23 protein-coding genes, 1 tRNA gene and 1 pseudogene are annotated in these 21009 nt (G+C 68.0%); 15 read left to right on the forward strand and 10 right to left on the reverse strand.

The window, feature by feature from the left end:
* Positions 1 to 95 precede the first annotated feature (95 nt).
* Entirely contained in the window at positions 96 to 518 is a 423-nt protein-coding gene (locus ACW17Z_RS14085) for a hypothetical protein (RefSeq protein WP_419318770.1), read from the forward strand.
* A gap of 6 nt (positions 519 to 524) precedes the next feature.
* On the opposite strand, the gene ACW17Z_RS14090 is transcribed toward ACW17Z_RS14085, so the two are convergent.
* Positions 525 to 674, reverse strand: a complete 150-nt coding sequence (locus ACW17Z_RS14090; protein WP_419318768.1) for a hypothetical protein — start codon at positions 672 to 674, stop codon at positions 525 to 527.
* Between the two features lie 256 nt (positions 675 to 930).
* On the opposite strand from ACW17Z_RS14090, the gene ACW17Z_RS14095 reads away from it, so the two are divergent.
* Positions 931 to 1242: a DNA-binding protein gene (locus tag ACW17Z_RS14095; protein WP_492056457.1), complete on the forward strand. Its 312-nt coding sequence runs from the start codon at positions 931 to 933 to the stop codon at positions 1240 to 1242.
* On the opposite strand, the gene ACW17Z_RS14100 is transcribed toward ACW17Z_RS14095, so the two are convergent.
* Both ACW17Z_RS14100 and phaR read right to left on the reverse strand, forming a co-directional pair.
* Complete coding sequence (locus ACW17Z_RS14100; RefSeq protein ID WP_492056458.1) at positions 1239 to 1553, reverse strand: hypothetical protein; 315 nt, start codon at positions 1551 to 1553, stop codon at positions 1239 to 1241. The two genes, ACW17Z_RS14095 and ACW17Z_RS14100, sit on opposite strands and share 4 nt — an antisense overlap.
* A gap of 84 nt (positions 1554 to 1637) precedes the next feature.
* Positions 1638 to 2306, reverse strand: a complete 669-nt coding sequence (gene phaR / locus ACW17Z_RS14105) for a polyhydroxyalkanoate synthesis repressor PhaR (RefSeq protein WP_492056459.1) — start codon at positions 2304 to 2306, stop codon at positions 1638 to 1640.
* 217 nt (positions 2307 to 2523) lie between these two features.
* Between phaR and ACW17Z_RS14110 the strand changes: the two genes are divergently transcribed.
* The 3 genes from ACW17Z_RS14110 (at position 2524) to ACW17Z_RS14120 (ending at position 5481) form a co-directional block, all read left to right on the forward strand.
* Positions 2524 to 3699: an acetyl-CoA C-acetyltransferase gene (locus ACW17Z_RS14110; RefSeq protein ID WP_419318760.1), complete on the forward strand. Its 1176-nt coding sequence runs from the start codon at positions 2524 to 2526 to the stop codon at positions 3697 to 3699.
* An 87-nt stretch (positions 3700 to 3786) separates the two neighbouring features.
* Complete coding sequence (locus ACW17Z_RS14115; protein WP_419318758.1) at positions 3787 to 4512, forward strand: beta-ketoacyl-ACP reductase; 726 nt, start codon at positions 3787 to 3789, stop codon at positions 4510 to 4512.
* A 189-nt stretch (positions 4513 to 4701) separates the two neighbouring features.
* The gene (locus ACW17Z_RS14120) at positions 4702 to 5481 is read left to right on the forward strand and encodes a DUF4908 domain-containing protein (protein WP_492056460.1); all 780 of its coding nucleotides are present in this window, start codon (positions 4702 to 4704) and stop codon (positions 5479 to 5481) included.
* 35 nt (positions 5482 to 5516) lie between these two features.
* On the opposite strand, the gene ACW17Z_RS14125 is transcribed toward ACW17Z_RS14120, so the two are convergent.
* From ACW17Z_RS14125 to gloB, 3 genes are all read right to left on the reverse strand, one after another.
* Positions 5517 to 5957 carry a hypothetical protein gene (locus ACW17Z_RS14125; RefSeq protein ID WP_492056461.1) on the reverse strand — a complete coding sequence of 147 codons (441 nt, stop codon included), beginning with the start codon at positions 5955 to 5957 and terminating at the stop codon, positions 5517 to 5519.
* A gap of 129 nt (positions 5958 to 6086) precedes the next feature.
* Positions 6087 to 6560, reverse strand: a complete 474-nt coding sequence (locus ACW17Z_RS14130; RefSeq protein WP_419318752.1) for a cupin domain-containing protein — start codon at positions 6558 to 6560, stop codon at positions 6087 to 6089.
* Entirely contained in the window at positions 6557 to 7303 is a 747-nt protein-coding gene (gene gloB, locus ACW17Z_RS14135; protein ID WP_492056462.1) for a hydroxyacylglutathione hydrolase, read from the reverse strand. Before gloB ends, ACW17Z_RS14130 begins: the two co-directional genes overlap by 4 nt.
* A gap of 80 nt (positions 7304 to 7383) precedes the next feature.
* Here gloB and ACW17Z_RS14140 point away from each other — a divergent pair, with 80 nt between their 5' ends.
* The 3 genes from ACW17Z_RS14140 to ACW17Z_RS14150 all read left to right on the forward strand — a co-directional run bounded on the left by ACW17Z_RS14140 (position 7384) and on the right by ACW17Z_RS14150 (position 10257).
* On the forward strand, positions 7384 to 8205 hold the full coding sequence (locus ACW17Z_RS14140; protein ID WP_419318748.1) for a class I SAM-dependent methyltransferase: 822 nt from the start codon (positions 7384 to 7386) through the stop codon (positions 8203 to 8205).
* Positions 8206 to 8231: 26 nt separating this feature from the next.
* Entirely contained in the window at positions 8232 to 8576 is a 345-nt protein-coding gene (locus tag ACW17Z_RS14145) for a P-II family nitrogen regulator (protein ID WP_062143741.1), read from the forward strand.
* Between the two features lie 169 nt (positions 8577 to 8745).
* Positions 8746 to 10257: a phospholipase D-like domain-containing protein gene (locus ACW17Z_RS14150; RefSeq protein WP_492056463.1), complete on the forward strand. Its 1512-nt coding sequence runs from the start codon at positions 8746 to 8748 to the stop codon at positions 10255 to 10257.
* Here ACW17Z_RS14150 and ACW17Z_RS14155 read toward each other — a convergent pair.
* From ACW17Z_RS14155 to metX, 3 genes are read right to left on the reverse strand one after another with little or no spacing between them, the layout of a single operon-like run.
* Positions 10193 to 10990, reverse strand: a complete 798-nt coding sequence (locus tag ACW17Z_RS14155) for an endonuclease/exonuclease/phosphatase family protein (protein WP_492056464.1) — start codon at positions 10988 to 10990, stop codon at positions 10193 to 10195. The genes ACW17Z_RS14150 and ACW17Z_RS14155 overlap by 65 nt on opposite strands.
* Positions 10987 to 11661, reverse strand: coding sequence for a methionine biosynthesis protein MetW (metW, locus tag ACW17Z_RS14160; protein ID WP_492056465.1), 675 nt, complete (start codon positions 11659 to 11661; stop codon positions 10987 to 10989). Before metW ends, ACW17Z_RS14155 begins: the two co-directional genes overlap by 4 nt.
* 2 nt (positions 11662 to 11663) lie before the next feature.
* The gene (gene metX, locus ACW17Z_RS14165; RefSeq protein WP_492056466.1) at positions 11664 to 12818 is read right to left on the reverse strand and encodes a homoserine O-acetyltransferase MetX; all 1155 of its coding nucleotides are present in this window, start codon (positions 12816 to 12818) and stop codon (positions 11664 to 11666) included.
* A 78-nt stretch (positions 12819 to 12896) separates the two neighbouring features.
* Between metX and ACW17Z_RS14170 the strand changes: the two genes are divergently transcribed.
* The 6 genes and pseudogenes from ACW17Z_RS14170 to ACW17Z_RS14195 all read left to right on the forward strand — a co-directional run.
* Entirely contained in the window at positions 12897 to 13409 is a 513-nt protein-coding gene (locus tag ACW17Z_RS14170; RefSeq protein WP_492056467.1) for a SixA phosphatase family protein, read from the forward strand.
* Positions 13406 to 13750, forward strand: coding sequence for a DUF952 domain-containing protein (locus ACW17Z_RS14175; protein WP_492056468.1), 345 nt, complete (start codon positions 13406 to 13408; stop codon positions 13748 to 13750). The genes ACW17Z_RS14170 and ACW17Z_RS14175 overlap by 4 nt, the downstream gene beginning before the upstream one ends.
* Complete coding sequence (locus ACW17Z_RS14180) at positions 13747 to 14805, forward strand: quinone-dependent dihydroorotate dehydrogenase (RefSeq protein WP_492056469.1); 1059 nt, start codon at positions 13747 to 13749, stop codon at positions 14803 to 14805. Before ACW17Z_RS14175 ends, ACW17Z_RS14180 begins: the two co-directional genes overlap by 4 nt.
* On the forward strand, positions 14802 to 15539 hold the full coding sequence (locus ACW17Z_RS14185) for a TVP38/TMEM64 family protein (protein ID WP_492056470.1): 738 nt from the start codon (positions 14802 to 14804) through the stop codon (positions 15537 to 15539). Before ACW17Z_RS14180 ends, ACW17Z_RS14185 begins: the two co-directional genes overlap by 4 nt.
* A gap of 9 nt (positions 15540 to 15548) precedes the next feature.
* The gene (locus ACW17Z_RS14190) at positions 15549 to 17051 is read left to right on the forward strand and encodes a sensor histidine kinase (RefSeq protein WP_492056471.1); all 1503 of its coding nucleotides are present in this window, start codon (positions 15549 to 15551) and stop codon (positions 17049 to 17051) included.
* Positions 17052 to 17488: 437 nt separating this feature from the next.
* Positions 17489 to 17628 (forward strand): annotated as a pseudogene (locus ACW17Z_RS14195) (hypothetical protein); the annotation flags it as partial.
* Between the two features lie 546 nt (positions 17629 to 18174).
* Here the strand turns inward: ACW17Z_RS14195 and ggt are convergent.
* Positions 18175 to 19908, reverse strand: a complete 1734-nt coding sequence (ggt, locus tag ACW17Z_RS14200; RefSeq protein ID WP_492056472.1) for a gamma-glutamyltransferase — start codon at positions 19906 to 19908, stop codon at positions 18175 to 18177.
* A 255-nt stretch (positions 19909 to 20163) separates the two neighbouring features.
* Between ggt and ACW17Z_RS14205 the strand changes: the two genes are divergently transcribed.
* A tRNA-Arg gene (locus ACW17Z_RS14205) sits at positions 20164 to 20240 on the forward strand.
* Positions 20241 to 21009: the final 769 nt, after the last annotated feature.

Raw genomic sequence — 21009 nt, forward strand, 5'->3', positions numbered from 1 at the left:
CTTGGAGTTGAACCGCCTTCTCCCGTCCGGGAAATGCGGTTAACCCTAGGCCGCGCGACCCTGACGGCCGCGAGTCCTTGGGGGAGAGGCTGTCTATGTTCGCCGCGGTTCCGCTGCTGGCCCTGCCAGTGCTGGTCTACAATCTGATCGCTCTGACCCTGTCGGGGGCGTTCATGTCGGCCCAGGCGCATGCGCGCATGACCGAGACCCTGTTCACCATCCACATGACCTCGCGCGTCGACTGGGCCGTCAGCCTGGGCGATCTGCTGCTGGCCGCGTCCCTCGTGGTGCTGTTCGTCGAGCTGCTGAAATCCACCACCAGCCGCAAGATCGCGATCATCAATCACTCGCTGTCGCTGGTGCTGTTCATCATCTGCCTGATCGAGTTCCTGCTGGCCCCGGCCTTCGCGACCTCGACCTTCTTCCTGATTACCGTGATGGTTCTGCTGGACGTTCTGGCCGGCTTCATCGTCACCATCGTCGCCGCGCGGCGGGACGTGGATTTCGGCGAGAACTGAAGGCGACTACTGGGGCGTCGGTTTCCGACGCTCCGCGATCCGCCGCTTTTCAGCCGCCCGCATCCCGCGCCAATGGGTCACGTAGGGCTCTGCGAACGTCCAGGCGAGCGTGGCGAGCAGGATCGCGACAAACAGGCCCGATAGCGTCAGAAGCACGAAAATTCTCCCCGATGTGAGCGGGAGGAATAGCGCTCGCCGATTAAGGCTTGCTCGACGGTCGTGGTGAAGGCCGCGTTAGGGCCAGCGCCGGAAGGCTTGCCTGATCTAGGTCAGGGCCGTGAAGATCAGGGTGACCACGGCGATGTCGAGAAAGCGGATGGCGGCGGTCAGCATGGGAGCACTCGTCGGCGATGAATTCACCAACGGTTAAGCAAGACCGGCGCCAAGCCGGGCGCGTCACGGTGAGACGCTGATGGCGCTGTTCTTCGACCGGGGCTGGTACGAGGCGCGGCTGGCGCAGCGGGGCCTGAGCCGCGCCGTCATGGCCGCCGTCGCCCAGATGGACGAGGCGTCGCTGGAGCTGGCGTTCAAGGATCAGCGCGAGTTGAGCTGGAGCGAACTGACGGCTTTTGCTGAGCTTTTGGGCGTGACGACGGCTGAGGCGGCGCTGCGGGCCGGTGTGCGGCCACCGCTCGATCCAGGGGATGCGCGGGACAAGCGCATCGCCATGCTGGAGGCCCGGGTCGCCGCCTTGGAGGCGCGCCTGGGCAAGCCGGACTTCTAGATCGCGGTCTTTTTCAACAGGCCCGCCCTGGGACGGCGGTCGGCCTCGCCGGAATATTCCGTCCCGAGATAGGTCGATCGCGCCGAGTCGAGCACTTCCTGCCCACCGCGCAGGCCGCGCTTCTGACCGCTCTGGCCCATCAGGTGGGCCGCGAACGCGCCAAAGCCGCTCTTGCGCTGCGCCGAAGCCGGCGCTTCCTCGCGCACGAACACGACATCCTCGGTTTCGGCCTCATGGGCGGAATCCTGATGCACGGTCAGCGCACGACGCGCAGGGCTGGAACGCCGGATAGGATCGATAGGGCCGGTCATGGTCGCCAGCCTAGGGCCTTGACCGTTAAGAACGGCTGTTCCGGTGTGGTTTCTGGAGGCTTAAGGGCAGGGCCCTCAGGGCCTTCAGGGCTTGGTGGCCAGTTTCTCGATCTGCTGCTGCATGACTTCCAGCTGGCGCTTGAGGTCGGCCAGGGAATCCTCGCTGGGTTGCGGGGCGGGCGCGGTCGCAGCCGGTTCGGACGAGGCCGCGGCAGCGGCGTCTTCTGGCCGGGCATAGGCGAAGGGCGAGAACATCTTCATCGCCCGGTCGAACAGGGCCATGTTCTGGCGAACCTGTTCTTCATAGACGCCGATGCCGACCGGCAGCTTGGCGGCGGTCAGGCCCGGCGTGACGCCCGCGAACTGGGTGCGCATCCGCTCCTGCTGCTTGGTGAAGCTTTCCAGCGACATCTCAAGATAGCTGGGCAGGAAGGCCTGCATGGAGTTGCCGTAGAAGCCGATCAGCTGGCGGAGGAACTGGATCGGCAGCAGATTCTGGCCGCCGCCGCGGTTCTCTTCCTCGAAAATGATCTGGGTCAGCACCGAGCGCGTGATGTCGTCGTTCGACTTGGCGTCATAGACCACAAAGTCGACGCCCTCCTTCACCATGTCCGACAGGTGTTCGAGGGTCACGTAGGAACTGGACGCTGTGTTGTAGAGGCGACGGTTGGCGTATTTCTTGATGATCACGCGTTGGCCGGCCGCCTTTTCAGCGCCGGCGGTGGTTTCGCCTTTTTCGGGGTTCTCGGACATTTCGTTCCCTGGGAGAGCGGTGTCGCCCGCTTTTCGCAACGCACTATCGCCAATGCAAAGGCATGGCGCCAGTGGTCAGAACACTTGGAAGGCGCAACAAGCCGTGAAAAAGTGCCCGTGACGAACGCGGTTCGGTATGCATTGTGTTGCTGCACTGCAAAAGCACGGGCGCCGCAACTGCGAAGGCGTCACGTCAGATCGTTACGGGAGCTTCGCCATGAGCGACATCGTCATCGTTTCCGCCGCCCGCACGCCGGTCGGTTCCTTCAACGGGGCGCTGTCCAGCCTGCCCGCGTCTGAACTCGGCAAGATCGCCATCCAGGCCGCCATCGAGCGGGCCGGCATCAGCCCCGCTGACGTCGACGAAGTGATCCTGGGCCAGGTGCTGCAGGCCGGCGCCGGCCAGGGTCCTGCCCGTCAGGCCGCGATCAATGCCGGCATCCCGGTGGGCAGCCCCGCCTGGAGCCTCAATCAGCTGTGCGGCTCGGGCCTGCGCGCCGTGGCCCTGGCGGCCCAGCAGATCGCAGCGGGCGACGCCAAGATCGTTGTCGCCGGCGGTCAGGAAAGCATGAGCCAGGCGCCGCACGCTCAGCATCTGCGCAACGGCCAGAAGATGGGCGACCTGTCGTTCGTCGACACCATGATCAAGGACGGCCTGTGGGACGCTTTCCACGGCTACCACATGGGTCAGACCGCCGAGAACATCGCCTCACGCTGGCAGATCACCCGCGGCGACCAGGACGCCTTCGCCGTCGCCAGCCAGAACAAGGCCGAGGCCGCCCAGAAGGCCGGCCGGTTTGACGCCGAGATCGTTGCAGTCACCATCAAGGGCCGCAAGGGCGACACCATCGTCGACAAGGACGAGTTCATCCGTCACGGCGTGACGATCGACGCCATTTCGGGCCTGCGTCCGGCCTTCACGAAGGACGGCTCGGTGACCGCCGCCAACGCCTCGGGCCTCAATGACGGCGCCGCCGCCCTGGTGCTGATGAGCGCCGACGAAGCCAAGGCCCGCGGCCTGACCCCGCTGGCCCGCATCGCCTCGTGGGCCAATGCCGGCGTCGAGCCCGAGATCATGGGCACGGGTCCGATCCCGGCCAGCCAGAAGGCCCTGGAAAAGGCCGGCTGGACCGTCGCCGACCTGGATCTGGTCGAGTCCAACGAAGCCTTCGCCGCCCAGTCGCTGTGCGTGGTGCAGGAACTGGGTCTCGACACCGCCAAGGTGAACGTCAACGGCGGGGCCATCGCCATCGGTCACCCGATCGGCGCGTCGGGCGCGCGCATCCTCACCACCCTGCTGCACGAGATGAAGCGCTCGGGTGCCAAGAAGGGCCTGGCGACTCTGTGCATCGGCGGCGGCATGGGTGTGGCCATGTGCGTCGAGGCGGTCTGAACAGACAAATTTCGATGACAGTGCGCCGGGGCCTTGCCCCGGCTCGCTGATTGTCGACACTCATAAAAAGAAACTCGGGAGAGACACATGACGAGAGTTGCATTCGTGACCGGCGGCACCCGAGGGATCGGTCGCGCGATCTGCGAGCGCCTGGTGGCCGACGGCATGAAGGTCGCGGCCGGCTATTCCGGCAACGAAGAAGCCGCCGCCGCCTGCGCCAGGGACCTGGGCGTGATGGTGGTGAAGGGCAATGTCGGCTCGTTCGACGACTGCGCCGCTGCGGTGAAAAAGGTCGAGGCGGAGCTGGGCCCCATCGACGTTCTGATCAACAATGCCGGCATCACGCGCGACGGCATGCTGCACAAGATGACCTACGAGCAGTGGTCCGAAGTGATCCGGGTCAACATGGATAGCGCCTTCAACATGACCCGCCCGGTCATCGAAGGCATGCGCGAGCGCAACTGGGGTCGGATCATCAATATCAGCTCGATCAACGGCCAGAAGGGCCAGATGGGCCAGACCAACTATTCGGCCGCCAAGGCGGGCCTGATCGGCTTCACCAAGGCCCTGGCGCTCGAAAACGCCAAGAAGGGCGTCACGGTCAATGTGATCTGCCCGGGCTATATCGACACCGAGATGGTCGCCGCCGTGCCGGAAAACGTGCTGGCCAGCATTATTGCCGGCATCCCGGTGGGCCGCCTGGGCAAGGGCGAGGAGATCGCCGACATGGTCTCGTTCCTGGCCGGCGAGCGCGCGGGCTTCGTGACCGGCGCCACCCTGACCCTGAACGGTGGGCAGTACATGGCGGCCTAAAGGCTGTCCGTACTGGCATGTTTGCAACGGCCCGGCGCGCAGGCGACCGGGCCGTTGTCACGACGGTTGACGACGCGGTGCGTTTCGTCGTGAAACCTTCACCTTGAGGGCGATGGCGGATCGCGGGGCAAGGGGGGCGGCGACCACCGTCCAAGATTCGCCCTAGTCGGCGGGCATGACAGCTGAATGATGAGTTCGATTGTTGAGAAGAGCGGCTGGGGGGCGAAGATCGTCCTCGCGATCGTCGCCATCCTCGCGGTCGGTTCCCCCGCCAGCGCCCAACAGGCCGCGCAGTCCCTGAAGGACGCCCTGCTGGGCCATCGTGGCTTTTCGACCTCGCGCCGTCCGGCCCCGCCCCCGGTCGCCCGCTATGTCTCGGAAAGCGGCAGCGCCTTTGTGCTGGATCGCGCCTCGCCCCTGCCCCTGCTGAAGTTCGAGAACAGCGCCGAGGTCTGGGTGCTGTCGCCGCAGCCCGCCTCGCGCGGCGACGTCATCTACCACAACGAGCTGGGCGAGCCGATGCTGCGGGCCACCAAGCTCGGCGGCATGATCCTGTTCACCGACGAGAGCCCCAACGGCGCGGCCGCCGCCCTGACCGGCAAGGCCCCGTCGATCCAGCCGCCGTCCGCCATCTCGCCCATCGCCCTCTATCAGCGCATGGGTCAGGCCAGCATCCGCGCCAGCCGCGCGGCCCAGCGGCAGATGCCGTTCGAGACGCTGCAGGATGCGCGGCCCGAGACCTCCGTGCTGATCGCCGAGTCGGCAACCATCACCGCCGAGGCGTTTGAGCGCATCGCCCGCAAGGGGGACCGGTCAATCCTGGCCGCGATTGCGCGGGTTGTGCTGGCCGAGGGCGACAAGCCCGGCGCCACCCTCAGGAACGGGACCCTGATCGTGACCTACGCCCCCGCTCAAGGCATGGCTGGGCGCCCGTCTTCGAAGCGGATCGTCAAGGTGGTCAACCGGTAGGGCGGGCGCCAAAGCTTCCTGCCGTCTGGACGGACTCAGGTGGCTTCCACGCCCAGGGCCTTCAGTTCCTTCAGGAACCGCGTCAGACTGGCGTGCGAGCGCCGCAGGCTCGAGACCATTTCAGGCCGCGCGAGGGCTTCGCCGGGCACGATAAAGCCTTCGCGCCCGACCTTTTTGGCAACGCCGCGCTTGAGCATTTCGACCACGCGGCGACGGACGGTTTCGTACGGCAGGCCCAGGGAATCGGCGACCTGGCGAATGGTGATCGGCCGGCGCTCTTCATCGGGCGGGATGTCGTCGATCTCGGCATACACCTTGCCCCGCAGATGCGAGACGTTGCCCGCCCAGAGTGTCGTGTAGACGAGCGAATAGATGATATCGACGCCATGGGCCTCATTGGCGATTTCAACCCAGCGCAAAACGTAATCCGTGGCGCAGCGCACCGCCGCGCGCGCGTCATGGTACTCGTCCGACATTGTCTCTCCCCTCCCCAATTTGGGGAACCCTGTTATAGCGAACCGGGTTCGGTCGGGGCGAAAAGGTTGACGCAGGGGGTGCGGCATACTGTCTCGCCCCCCTCAAAAGGCACCCAAAATGGGGAGGGCCTAATCTGGCCGGATTCTTGGCCGCCAGTCCGGCGGGGCCATCTCAAAGCCCTCGAACCGGAAGCCCGGGGCCACCGTGCAACTGACTAGGGTCCAGGCGCCGAGACTTGTGGCGGTCTGCCACCACAGCGTGGGAACGACCATCTGGGGACGGCAGCCTGCGCGCAGGTCAGGACCCAGCACATGCGCCGTCGCGCCGTCACCGTCAGGCGGCGACAGGGTCAGGGAGAGCGGCGCCCCGGCGTGATAGTGCCAGACCTCGACCGCATCGACCCGGTGCCAGGCCGACATCTGCTGCGCCTCCAGCAGGTAGTAGATCGCCGTCGAGGCCGGCCGGCCGCCATCGATCGACACGTCCTCAAACGTCCGGCGATACCAGCCGCCTTCAGGGTGAGGCTGAAGGTCCAGCAGTCGAATGATTTCCCGGGCCCCCAGATCGCCGGAGATGCCCAAAGGCCTGGTTTCGGGGCTCATCCTTTGAAGCCGTCCTTGGCGGCGCGGATCTCGGCGAAGGCCTGGGCAGGGTCCAGGTTCGGACGCAGCAGCGGCGCGCGCAGGAACGGGTTGGTCGCCTTTTCGACGCCGATCGAGGTCGGGACGGTCGGCTCGCCCCGTTCGCGGGCGGCGAAGATCTGATCGGCGCGCGCCTTCAGGACGGGATCGTCATCGACCGACAGGGCGAAGCGGGCGTTCGAGGCGGTGTATTCGTGGGCGCAATAGACCGTGGTGGCGTCGGGCAGGGCGGTCAGCTTTGACAGCGAGCCCCACATCTGTTCGGCCGTGCCCTCGAACAGCCGTCCGCAACCCAGGGCGAACAGGGTGTCGCCCACAAAGGCGATGGCGTCGGCGGCGTCGTGATAGGCGATATGGCCCAGGGTGTGGCCGCCCGTGTCGATGACCGTGAACCGGGTCTCACCCAGCTCCACCACGTCGCCGTCGACCACCTCGCGGTCCAGCGGCGCGATGCGGGTTACCTCCGCCGGGCCGATGATCGTCGCGCCGGTCGCGGCCTTGATCGCGGCATTGCCGCCGGCATGGTCGGGGTGCCAGTGGGTGTTGAGGATCAGGTCCAGCCCCCAGCCCAGAGCCTTCAGCTCGGCCAGGATCGCGTCGGCGTCGGGCGTGTCGATGGTCGCGGTCTTCCCGGTCGCGTCGTCGCGCACGAGAAAGCCATAGTTGTCGGACAGGCAGGCGAACTGGTGGACGGTCAGCGACATGGAAAGCCTTGTTCTGTGTCAGGCGGTGACGCGGGGCCCGCCACCGCCTACATAGATGAACTGGCCGCCCCGGAGACTCAATGCGTCGCGACGTGCTCGATCTCAGAGCCTTCTACGCCACACCGCTTGGCCGTGCAGCGCGGCTGATGCTGGCGCGCAAGGTCGATGAGGCGTGGGGCAGTACGCGCGGCCTCGACGTCCTGGGCCTGGGCTACGCCACCCCCTTCCTGGATTCGGCCCGCCAGAGCGCCCGGCGCGTGGTGGCCGCCATGCCGGCCACCCAGGGCGTCGAGGTCTGGCCCCACGGCGGTCGCAACCAGGCCTGCCTGGTCGAGGAGACGGCTCTGCCGCTGCCCAACGCCATGTTCGACCGGGTGCTGGCCGTCCATGCCCTGGAAGAGGCCGATGACCCGGCCGCCGTCCTGGCCGAGATCGGCCGGGTCCTGGCGCCCACGGGCCGGCTGATCGTGGCCGTGGCGTCGCGCGACGGCGTCTGGGCCGGGGCCGAGAGCACGCCTTTCGGCCATGGCCGGCCCTTCAGCCGCAGCCAGCTGGAACGGCTGATCCGCGACGCCGACCTTGAGCCCGCCGGCTGGACCCGGGCGCTGTATGCGCCGCCCATCGCCATGACCGCCGGCTGGGCCGAGGGCTTCGAGCAGGTCGGGGCTCGCCTGTGGCCGCGTTTCGCCGGTCTGATTCTGATGGAAGCGGTCAAGCAGACCTTCGCCGTCAAGCCGCGCGGCCACCGCGCCCGCGTCCGGGTTTTCACGCCAGGCGTCCTGTCGCCCAGCCCCGCGGGGCCGGCGACAGCGCGCAAGGCGCCTGTTCGGAAGGCGCCGGCGCGGATTGCAGACGGATCGCACTTGGACGCGCCGCGTTCGAAGCCTAGCTTAGGTTCGTAATCACTGTTCGCTGCGGGAGCCGCGCCATGAAAATGATCGTCGCCATCATCAAGCCCAGCCGCCTGGACGCTGTTCTCGAAGCGGTCACCGAGGCTGGCGCGTCGGGGCTGACGGTGACCGAGGTGCGCGGCTATGGCCGGCAGAAGGGCAAGACCGAGGTCTATCGCGGCGCCGAATACGAGGTGAAGCTGCTGCCGAAGGTCAAGCTCGAGATCGCCGTGCCCACCGATGTCGTGGAGCCTGTGGTCGAGGCCCTGCAGCGCACCGCCAACACCGGCAAGATCGGCGACGGCAAGGTGTTCGTCATGGACCTTGAACAGGCCCTGCGCATCCGCACCGGCGAACGCGACGCGGCGGCGATCGCGGGCTAGGTCTTCCCTGCGCTCATCGCGTTCTGCGGTTCGAGGCCGATCAAGGCCCGGGCCCCCTGGCGGTTGCGCGCCAGTTTCCCATATCGCTGCAAGACGTCGCGAGATTGATTTGAAGCGGAGCCATAGGACGGGTTCGCGCGTTGTCGAAACTCACCGCGATTGGAGCGTCATGGGCGAGCGGCCTTCTGTTTTTCGGCAAGGCTATAATTGCTGGCGCGTCGAGCCCGCCGACCGGCTGGCCCTGCTCATCGACAATGACGAGACCTTCGACGCGCTCAAGCCGCTGCTGCTGGCCGCCAAGAACTCGATCTGGATTCTGGCCTGGGTGTTCGACCCCCTGACGCGACTGGATCCGGACCGGGTCAGGCGGAGCCGTGATCCCCGGCATGCCGACCGCATGGGGCTGATCCTGCGCCGGCAGGCGGCCCTGAACCCGGCGCTGGACGTGCGCATCCTGACCTGGGACATGCCGTTCCCGATCGCCGCGGCCCAGATGTTCGGACCCCAGCGCGGCGCGGCCTTCTTTGCCGGCTCGCGGGTCAAGTATCAGCTCGACGCCACCCTGCCGGCCTCGGCCTGCCATCATCAGAAGGTGGTGATCATCGACGGCGCGACGGCCCTGCTGAGCGGCGGCGACATCGGCCTGGATCGTTGGGACACCTGCGAACACCTCGACAATGATCCCCGCCGGCGCCTGCCGACCGGGCGCCGCTATCCGGCCCGGCACGAGGTGGCGATGCTGGTCGACGGCCGCGCGGCCCAGGCCCTGGGCGACCTGTTCATCGCCCGTTGGCGCAACGCGACCGGCGAGAGTCTGAGTCCTCCGGAACGACCCGACGAGGCGCCCTGGCCGCCGGGGCTTCTGCCCGACCTGCGCCGAACCCAGGTGGCGATCAGCCGGACCGAGGCGGCGTGGAAGGACCGGCCAGAGGTCATCGAAAGCCTGCTGTTGCACCTCTCCAGCATCCGCGCGGCCAAGCGGCTGATCTATCTGGAAAACCAATATCTGACCTCGCCGATCATCGTCGAAGCCCTGGCCGAGCGCCTGATCGAGCCCGACGGACCCGAGGTGGTGACCATCGGGCCCGCCCGCAGCCCCAGCTATTTCGACCAGATCACCATGGACAGCGCCCGCACCTCGGCCATCAACCGCCTGCGGTCGGTCGATGTTCACAAGCGCTTTTCGGCGTTCAGCGCCCATACGCCCAAGGGCGGTCCGATCATCGTCCATTCCAAGGTCGCGATCATCGATGACTGTATGTTGCGGGTCGGCTCGGCCAATCTCAACAACCGCTCGATCGGTCTCGACACCGAGTGCGACCTGGCCTTCGAGGGGCGGGACGCGCAGGAGCGCGACGTCATCACCGCCTTCCTGGCCCGGCTGATCGGGCATTTCCTGGGGCGTCCGCCTATCGATGTGATCGAGGCCATGCAGCGCGAGGGCGGCCTGGCGGCGGCGATCCACGCCCTGGACCTCAGGGGCGGCCCGCCACGCCGATTGCAGCCCGTGCCGTCGCGCCATCTGACCGGTGTCCAGCAGTTCATCGCCGACTGGAACCTTGGCGACGCCATCTCACCCGAGGACGCGTGGCGGCCCTGGGGCCGCCGCGAGCGTCTCAAGCAGGATCTGGTTCGCCTGACGGAACCGCCACCGGAACCCCCGGCGCACCTGCTGCCGTAACCTCCAGATCGACCACCAGCGGCAGGTGGTCGGAGGCCACCCGGGCCCGGGCGTCGTAGGGCGACCTCACCGCGAGGGTTTCCAGGCCCTTGGTCAGGAAGACGTGGTCGATGCGCATGAACGGGAAGCTGGAGGGGAAGGTCGCCGTCGCCGGCCGCAGCCACGTCCCGCTGGGCGTCTGGGCGTCGCGCAGGGCGGCGCGCAGCATGCGGTAGGTGGCCGAGTAGGGCGAGGCGTTGAAGTCGCCCAGCAGCACGCCCGGCGCGGTCCAGGCGTCAGACGTCATCCAGGCTTCGCCCAGCAGGGCGGCGGCCTGACGCTTCTGTTCCTGTGGGATCAGGCCCAGATGGGTGTTGATGATCTGGACGGGCGTGTCCCCGACCATGACCTCGACCCACAGCGCGCCGCGCGGCTCCAGCCCCGGCACCCGCCGATACAGCGGCAGGCCCTGCGCCTTGATCCGGCGCTCGGGCAGGGCGGTCAGGATGGCGTCGCCATACAGTTCCTCTTCCACGGCCATGGCCGGATGGAAGTGGAACTTCATCTTCAGCAGTTCGGCCAGGCGGTGGGCCTGATCAACCGTCTTGGTGCGCCGGCGCAGGACGTCCAGTTCCTGCAGCGCCACCACATCGGGATTTTCGGCGGCGATGACTTCGGCGATGCGCTCGACGTCGAGCGCACGGTCCGTGCCCACGCAGCGGTGGACATTGTAGGTCATCAGGCGAAGCTTCATCCGTCGAAGAGATCGCCTGAGACCGCCGGAGGTTCCCTCGTCGACGTCTCATTCGTGCCGGGCTCGACCCGGCTGAGCATGAACAGGCAGCTTTCCGCCCGCCAGTTTTCGAGCGGGCTGGCCGGATCGATCGGTCGTGCGGGGCCTGAACCGGCAAAGGCCGCGCAGGCGTCGACCCGCACGTTCAGGTCGTCGGTCAGGGCCAGGAAGTCGACCAGGGTGCACAGGTGGATATTGGGCGTCGACCACCAGGGCATCGGCAGGGCCTTGGTCTCCGGCATCCGGCCCTGGCTCAGCAGCGACCAGCGCACCCGCCAGTGGCCGAAATTGGGGAACGAGACGATGGCCCGGTCGGCGATGCGCAACAGCTCGGCCAGCACGTGGCGCGGCTGGCGCGTCGCCTGCAGGGTCTGGGACAGGATGGCGTAGTCGAAGGTCTTGTCGGGGAAATGGTCCAGGTCCTGGTCGGCGTCGCCCTGCACCACCGACAGGCCCCGCGCCATGCAGGCGGCCACGCCGCTGGCGCTGATCTCCAGGCCCCGGCCGTCGACCTGCTTTTCGTGGGCCAAGAGGTCGAGCAGCGCGCCCTCCTCGCAGCCGACATCGAGCACGCGCGAGCCGGGCCGGACGAGGCGGAGGATTTCGCGGAAGTCTTCGCGGGTGGTGGTCATGCTCACGCCAGCCCCCGCTCACGTTCCACCGAGCCCAGGAACCCCGTCAACGCCGCGTCCATCACCGGCTCGTCCAGCAGGAAGGCGTCATGGCCCTTGTCGCTCTCGATCTCGACGAAGGCCACGCGGCAGCCGGCGGCCGTCAGGGCGCGGACGATGTGGCGGTTCTCGGTGGTGGGATACAGCCAGTCGCTGGTGAAGCTCAGCACACAGAACCGCATGTGCCGGGCCCGGGTAAAGGCGCTGGCCAGCACGCCGCCATGGCTGGCGGCGATGTCGAAATAGTCCATGGCCCGGGTGATGTAGAGATAGCTGTTGGCGTCGAAGCGGTCGACGAAGCTGGCCCCCTGGTGGCGCAGATAGCTCTCCACCTGGAAGTCAGCGTCGAAACCCCAGGACAGGCCGTCGCGCTGCAGTTCGCGGCCGAACTTCCGCTGCAGGGCCGGCTCGGACAGATAGGTGATGTGGGCGGCCATCCGCGCCACGGCCAGGCCCTTTTCGGGTCGTGTTCCGTGGTCGGCATAGGCGCCGCCGCGCCAGTCGGGGTCGGCCATGATCGCCTGGCGACCCACCTCGTGGAAGGCGATGTTCTGGGCCGAATGGCGCGAGGCCGAGGCGATGATCACCGCGCTGGCCAGCCGCTCGGGATAGTCGACCGCCCATTGCTGCACCTGCATGCCGCCCATCGAGCCGCCGACCACGGCGAACAGGGTCTCGACCCCCAGCGCCTTGACCAGCATCGCCTGGGCCCGGACCATGTCGGCGATGGTGATCACCGGGAAGGACAGGCCCCACGGCTTGCCCGTCGAGGCGTTGATCGAGGCGGGCCCCGTCGATCCCATGCAGCCGCCGACCACATTGGTGCAGATGATGAAATGCCGGGTCGGATCCAGCGGCTTGCCCGGACCCACCAGCCGCAGCCACCAGCCCGGCTTGCCGGTCGCGGGATGCGGCGAGGCCACATGCTGGTCGCCGGTCAGGGCGTGACAGATCAGGACGGCGTTGGAGCGGTCGGCGTTGAGGACGCCATAGGTCTGGTAGGCGACCTCCAGCCCCTCGATGACGCCACCCGAATCGAGGCGCAGGGGCGCGCTGGTCGGGAACCGCCAGGTTCCGCCATCGGACAGCGTGGAGGGGGCCAGATCCAGGTCAGCCATGACCGCCTTGGACCGCTTGACGAAGAAGGTGTCAACCGCCCGCTTCCGGCGGGCCCCGGCTGAGGCTATGGAGGGCGCATGGACCGTCTGATCCTCATGCGCCACGGCCAGGCCGAACGGCAGGCCGCGACCGGCGGCGACTTCGAGCGTGGCTTGACCCCGAAAGGGCGCGAGGACGCGACTCTGATGGGTCAGCTGCTGGCCCGCAGCGGCGCGACGCCCGATCTGGTGCTGGTCTCCAGCGCCCGCCGGACCCGCGATACCTTCGCCGCCGTCTCGGCCGCCTTTCCCAAGGCCCGGGTCGAGTTCCGCCGCGACCTCTATCACGCCGAGCCCGAAGAGGTGGTCACGGCGCTGGAGGACGAAGGCGAGGCGGCCAGTCTGGTCATGGTCATCGGCCACAATCCCGGCCTGCACGAGCTGGCCCTGCGCCTGATCCTGCAGGGCGGAGCGGAGCCTGTTGCGCTCAACAAGGTCCGCGGTCGCTTCCCCACCGCCACCACGGCGGTGTTCGCCTTCGGCTCGGGTGGTCCGCCCGTGCTGGAGCATCTCTTCTACGCGTCCGAACATGGCGGAACAGGCGGCGAATGACCCTGATCTACAAGATCCTCTCCCGCGCCGAGTGGGAGGCCGCCCAGGCCGCCGGTCAGCTGGACGGCTCGGCCGTTGATCTGGCCGACGGCTTCATCCACCTGTCGGGCGCCGACCAGGCCCAGGAAACGGCGGCGAAGTATTTCGTCGGCCAGTCTGACCTGGTCCTGCTGGGCGTCGAGGCCGAATCGCTGGGCGAGGCCCTGAAGTGGGAGGCCTCGCGCGGCGGGGCCCTCTTTCCGCACCTCTACCGCCCCCTGCTGGCCGGTGAAGTCGCCACGCAGCAAGCGCTGGCGCTGGATGGCGACGGCGTGCCGCAACTGGGCGTTCTGTCCGCATGAGCCTGCACGATCTCGCCGCCCGCGCGCTGCACGCCTTCGACCCCGAAGACGCCCATGGCCTGGCCATCCGGGGCCTGAAGGCCGGCCTTGGCCCGCGTGACAGCGCGCCTGACGATCCGCTGCTGTCGATCTCCCTGGCCGGCATGCACCTGAGCAGCTGCGTGGGCCTGGCCGCCGGTTTCGACAAGAACGCCGAGGTTCCCGACGCCATGCTGGCCGCCGGCTTCGGCTTCGTCGAGGCGGGCACGGTCACGCCTCTGCCCCAGGCCGGCAATCCGCGTCCGCGCCTGTTTCGTCTCACCGAGGACCAGGCGGTGATCAACCGCATGGGCTTCAACAATGAGGGCCTGGAGGTCTTCGCCGAGCGCCTCGCCAAGCGCGCCGGCCGGCACGGTTTCGTGGGCGCCAATATCGGGGCCAACAAGGACGCAACCGACCGGATCGAGGACTATGTCACCGGCCTGACCCGGCTGTGGGGGCTGTCGGATTACTTCACCGCCAACATCTCCTCGCCCAACACGCCGGGCCTGCGCGCCCTGCAGACCAAGGCGGCGCTGGAAGAGTTGCTGGGCCGCCTGGCGCAAACCCGGGCCATGCTGAAGGCGGGCTCGACCAGCGACTATCCGATCTTCCTCAAGGTCGCCCCCGACCTGGAGGACGGCGAGATCGAGGCCATTGTCGAGACCGTCGTGGCCAATGGCCTGGACGGCATCATCGTCAGCAACACCACGATCGCCCGCCCCGCCACGCTGAAGTCGGCGGGCAAGGCCGAGACCGGCGGCCTGTCGGGCGCGCCGCTGCTGGAGCCCTCCACGGCGGTGCTGAAGCGCTTCCACGTCGCCGCCGCGGGCCGAACGGCCCTGATCGGGGCCGGCGGCGTCGCGGATGGAGCCGGGGCCTATGCCAAGATCCGGGCCGGCGCCCGGGCCGTGCAGCTGTACTCCGCCCTCGTCTATGGCGGCCCCGGCCTGGTGGTCCGCATCAAGCGCGATCTGGCCAGACGCCTGCGCGCCGATGGCTTCGCCACCGTCGAGGACGCGGTCGGCGCCGCATGACGACCGACAGGGGACTGCAGCTGCTCCGACAATTCGGTCCCGTGGTGGCGCTGGTCGGGCTCTTCGTCTGGGCGCTGGCCAGCGGTCTGGCCGGGCATATCTCGCTGGAGGACCTCCGGATCCAGGCCCAGGCCCTGCAGGCCTTTGTGCGTGAACATCCGGTGTTGAGCATCGCGGCCTATATCGGCGTCTATGTCGCCACCGTTTCGATTTCGCTGCCCGGCGCGCTGATCCTGTCGCTGTCGGGGGGCTTTCTGTTTGGCCCGGTGCTGGGCGGAGCGGTCGCCGTCACCGGGGCCACCGGCGGCTCGACGGTGGTGTTCCTGGTCTCCCGGACGGCCTTCGCCGACTTCCTGCGGCGCTGGAAAAACCCCCTGCTGTTGAAGATCGAGGACGGCTTTCGCGACAACGCCTTTTCCTACCTGCTGACCCTGCGGCTGATCCCCGCCTTCCCGCTGCTGCTGGTCAATGTGGCCGCCGGCCTGATGGGCGTGCCGCTGCGCACCTTTCTGGTCGCCTCGTTCCTGGGGATGGTCCCCAGCTCCTTCGTCTATGCCGGGATCGGGGCCGGACTGGGCCATGTGTTCGCTGAAGGCCACCCCGTGGCGCTGCACACCCTGCTGTCGCCGAGGATCTATCTGCCCATCATCGGCATGGGCGTGCTGGCGTTTCTGCCGCCGCTGTGGCGCCATTGGCGCCGCGGGCGCGTTGCTCCCGCGCCCCACGTGAAGTAACTCAGGTTCATGACCGAGACGGTCTCGCCGCCGGATAACCCGACCCCGCCCGCCGCGCGACGCTTTCCGTGGCCGCGCGGCCTGTCGGCGCGCCTGCTGCTGTTCACCGCCTTCGTCGTCACCCTGGCCGGCCTGATGATCCTGCCGCCCACCCTGGCGGCCTATGAAGAGCAGTGGCTGCTGGACCGCGTGCGGGCCGGCGAACTGGCCTCGACCATCGCCGAGAACGATCCCGAGCTGCGGGTCAGCGATTCGGTCGCCGGCCAGCTGTTCGACCAGGCCGGCGCCGTGACGGTGGCCGTGCAGGTCGACGGCGCCCGGCGGCTGGTGCTGCCGCCCAAGGTTCCGATGCAGACCCCCTATCTGGTCGACCTGCGCAGTCAGAACCCCGGCTCCTGGCTGGCCGCGCCGTTCTTCACCCTGACCAGCCCGCCCGGCAGCATGGTGCGGGTGATGGCCGAGCCCCGGTTCCGCAAGGCCGAATTTGTCGAGGTGGTGCTGCCCGACGCCCCGCTGAAGGCCCAGCTGGTCGCCTATTTCTGGCGTCTGGCGGCGATCACGGTGTTCGTCGCCGGTCTGGCCGGCTTCTTCGTCTATCTGTTCCTCAACACCTTCCTGGTGCGCCCCATGCAGCGGATCACCCGCGCCATGGAGCAGTTCCGCGCCGATCCCAATGACCCGGAAGCCCGCATCCTGGTCTCCAAGCGCCGCGACGAGATCGGCCGCGCCGAGCTGGAACTGGACCGCATGCAGACCGACCTGCTGACAGCGCTGGCGTCCAAGGCCCGGCTGGCGGCCTTGGGCGAGGCGGTGGCCAAGATCAATCACGACCTGCGCAACATGCTGACCAGCGCCCAGATGGCGTCGGACCGCCTGGCCGCCCTGGGCGACCCCAAGGTGGCCCAGGCCCTGCCGCGTCTGGAACGGGCCTTGGACCGCGCCATCACCCTGGCCACCGACGTGATGACCTATGGCAAGTCCAAGGAGCCCGCGCCGGTGGCGCGGCCCACGCCCCTGCGCGCCGCCCTCGACAGCGCCGCCGAGGACTCCGGCCTGGCGCCCGGCGGCGTCGCCCTGGAAACCGTCATCGACCCGCGCGAGCAGGTTCTGGCCGATCCCGACCAACTGCATCGCATCCTGACCAACCTGCTGCGCAACGCCCGCGAAGCCATCGAGGGCGCGCCCGATCGCGGCCGCAAGGGCCGGGTGTTCGTCGAGCTGCATCGCGGCGAGGGCCTGTCCATCCTGCGCCTCTCCGACGACGGCCCCGGCGTGCCGCAACGCGCGCAGGCCAACCTGTTCCAGCCCTTCGTCGGCTCGGTGCGGCGCGGCGGCACCGGCCTTGGCCTGGCCATCGCCCGCGAGCTGGCCCAGGGCCACGGGGGCGACCTTGTGCTGGTCGAGACGGGGCCTGGGGGCTCGGTGTTCGATCTCAGCCTAGCGGGGGTTCCGGAGCCGCTGGCGGAGGCGGCTGTGGTGGCCCCGGCGCCGGGCGATGGGGCGGAGGGTTAGGTTTTTCCGCTGGGGCGCTGGGGGCGGACAGGCTGAAGGTCCGCTATGGGTGGATTGCGTAAGTTAGGCTCAGCAGCGCCCCCTCCGTCACGTCGCCTATCGGCGCCGCGCCACCTCCCCCGTACGCTTCGCTACGGGGCAGGAGAAGAACAGCTTCAACCTCCTGCCCCGTGGAACGGGGGAGGTGGCGCGATGCGAATACGCATCGTGACGGAGGGGGCGTCCGGTGTCGGCCGTCTTTCCGGGAAAACTGAAGGTCCGCAACGTGTGCGAAAGCACGCCCCAGCTTCCCGCCCGAAAGCCGACGCCTCGCGTCGCACCAAGTCTTACAGCTCTTGGAGGCTGAAACCTTTCCAGACCAGCGATCGTCTCGCCGTGAGATTTAAGGATGGCTCCCTTCGGCGCGAAGGGGGGCGGGGCGCCAGTCCAATAAATCACCGTCATTCCCGCCCTTGTGGCGGGAACCCCTCGCTCCGCCGCAGGTGCGGGAGGGGCGAAGTGCGCGCGCACTTCGCTGGCGCTTCACGTGTCAGCTGAAACAGGGGTTCCCGCCACAAGGGCGGGAATGACGGGAGGTATGGGGATTGGCGCCGCTGTATCCCCGTAGTTTCCGAAGCCGAGTTCAACGAAATAAACCACTTGTAAAATAGTTGATCGCGCCAATCAGACGCGCCGAAACCGCCTGCATAATTGATCTCACCTGACAGCACGGGAAGGGCGCACGTACGGCGACCGTTGCGGCTGTCAGGGGTGGTCGAGCGGGCAGCGCTCTTCGGGGGTCTTCAGTGACCGCCTTGGCGACAGATCTGGACGGGTTCCCTGAAACATCGGGACGAAAACCCAGGCGGCGAAGGTTCGAGGCGCGCAACAGGCATGGGCTGAAATCGCCCATGCGGTCTGGACGGGGTCGCTATCCCCTCCACCCGTCGGGGGCCTAACGTCGGAAGCGGGTTAAAACCCCGCGCCCCGAGGGCTCACCGGATAACGGCTGCGCGGAGCGTTCGTCTTCGTCGAAACGGTACTTCTACAAACCCCTCATCCGGGCGAGGCCCGGACGCTCCGCGACCCTTCCCACACCTTCAGCGGCCCTCCGCGTGAAGCGGCGGAGCCGTGTCGGTCGCCCTTACAGCCCCCGGGCCACGCCCTCGCGACGCGGATCGGCGCCGCCCTCCAGCACACCACCGGGCCGCACGATCACGCCATGCAAACCCGAGGTCTCGTTCTGGCCCGTCTTGACCGTCACGCCCCGTGCATTGAGCGCCGCCACCATCTCGGGGCCGAACAGCTCGGCCTCGCCCGAGAAGTTTTCGCCGCGCGCGACGATATTGGGCAGGGCGATGGCCTCCTGCATCGACAGGCCCCAGTAGAACAGTCCCACCATGGCCTTGAGATTATAGGACAGGATGGCGTTGCCGCCCGGCGAGCCCACGGCGGCCAGGAACTTGCCCTTGTCGTCCAGCACGATCAGCGGCGCCATCGACGAGCGCGGGCGCTTGCCCGCCGCCACGGCGTTGGCCGCCGGCGCGCCGTCCTTCTCGACCGGCGAGAACGAGAAATCGGTCAGCTGGTTGTTGAGGAAGAAGCCGCCGACCATCCGGCCCGAGCCGAAAATGCTCTCGACCGTGGTGGTCATCGACACCACATTGCCGGCCGGGTCCATGACCACGAAATGGGTGGTGCCGGCCGGCTCCTGGGTGGCGTCGGCGCCGACGACCGGCGCGCCCTTGGGCTGGCCAAATTTCGGCGCGGCGCCCGCCACGTCACTGATCAGCTTGGCGCGCTGGGCGACATAGGCCGGGTCCAGCAGGCCCTCGACGGGCACCTTCACGAAGGACGGATCGCCCACATAGCGGTCGCGGTCGGCGTACATGACCCGCTCGGCCTGCGCCAGCAGGGCCCAGGCGGCCGGGTCCTTGGGGCCCAGCTTGCCGATATCGGTATGCTCCAGCATCATCAGGGCCTGCAGCACCGCAAGGCCGCTCGACGAGGGGTTGGGGACGCAGACCGTATAGACCTTCCACGGCCGGCACAGGGCGGGCGCCGAGCGCGGGCGGTAGGTCTTGATGTCCGACAGGGTCATGCCGCCGGGCAGGGCGCCCTCGTGCAGCTTGTCGACGATGGCCTGGGCGATGGGGCCTTCATAGAGGGCGCTGGGGCCCTCGGCCGCCAGGCGCCGCAGGGTGGCCGCATAGGCCGGGTTCTTGAGGGTGTCGCCGGCCTGGTAGCGCTGACCGTCGGGCTTGGTGAAATAGGCCTTCACGTCCGGCATGGTGTTCTGCGGCACGCGCGGGCTGTTGACCATGCCGGCCATGCGCGGGCTTACGGCGAAGCCGTCGGTGGCCAGGGTCTCGGCGTCCTTGAACAGGGTGCTCCACTTGGCGGTCCCGTGTTCCTTCTGGGCCTGGGCCAGCATGGCCACCGCGCCGGGCACGCCGGTCGAGCGGCCCGACAGCAGGGCGGTCACGAAGGGCAGGGGCTTGCCGTCGGGGCCCATGAACATGTCGGGGCCGGCGCCGCTGGGGGCCTTTTCGCGGCCGTCATAGGCCGTCACCTTGCCCGTTTTGGCGTCGTAGTAGTTCAGGAAGGCGCCGCCGCCGATGCCCGAGCTCTGCGGCTCGACCAGGCTCAGAACCGCCTGGATCGCCACGGCCGCGTCGACCGCGCTGCCGCCGTCGCGCAGCACCCGCAGGCCCGCCTCGGTCGCCAGCGGATTGGCGGCGGCGACGAAGCCGCGCGGCGGGGTGGCGGCCGGCGAGGTCGAGGCGACGGACGCCTGGGCCGCAGATGGCATCGATCCGCCGGGCATCTGGGCGCAGGCGGAAAGGGCGAGCAGGGAGACGAGAACGAAGCGACGCATGCGGACAGGTTCCGTGAGGAAGAACGGCGGCGGCGGAGCCGCTGCCGGCAAGGTGTCCATGGACAACAAAGCATCGCGCCTGTCACGTCCCGGCGGCGCTTCGACCCCGTGAAAACCCATTCCGGACGCTGGCCGCGCGCAGGGCGCCCATCGGCGCGGCGACGCCGGGCGAAAACTTTTCACGATAAGGACCAAACGCCGCTTGCGCCCCGCAATGGGACGGGCTATTTCCCCCGCCTCGCCGAAAGGCAATGCGCGCCCGTAGCTCAGCTGGATAGAGCATCAGACTACGAATCTGAGGGTCGGACGTTCGAATCGTTCCGGGCGCGCCATTTTCTTCCCATTGAGATCGTTACGACTTTTCGGATCTGCCTTCGGGCGGGGTTGAGAATTTCGCGCCGGTTTCCAGGGACGGTTGCCGCTCACATTTCCGAGCTGCTCGCGGCGGCCTTTGGCGCCGCCTGTTTCGCCAGCCGCTTTACGACGTCATCCACGCGGTTCTGTCCGGCGTCGGCCCGCTTTCAGGGCGGCGCCCTGTGCCAGCTCGAAGCCATCGACGCTCAGGGGCCAAGGCCGTGGGGTGGGCGATGACTGTCCGCGTCTCCATGAGCCGCCGGGAAGGGGGGCGTGGTGGCAGGCCCATTGGCTCACCCCGATCCAAGGCGGCAGCCGCAGGCCTTGAGCGCCGGCCGTTGAGATACGCGCGGCGTTCGCATCCAAAGCCGTCCGGGCATAGCCGCCGACCGTCGCCGGAGCGCTCTTCGGTGATCCAAAAGAGCCGACCCTGCGGGCGGCCAGCCTCTTCAAAGCCCGCCGTGCCTGGCCTTCCACCTGTAGCAGATCAGTGCGCTTAACCGGCGCTGGCGGCTCAGGTCCCCCGGCCTTGATGCTGCGTCCTGACCGTCTGGCTGAAAGCAAAAAGCGAGGCCTGGAAAAGGTTCGGCGTTTGACCATTCCCTATTCCTGTGATTTATCATCTTAATGACCGGTGCAGCCGGCATCTAGTGAGATCGCTCGTTCGGAAATGAAGCGATCAATTGCCCATTTGGGAGGGAAGTATGATCCGTACGGGACCTGGAGCCCGCGTTCGCGCGCTTGGCT

This window comes from Caulobacter sp. GSs2 (genome assembly GCF_058680895.1).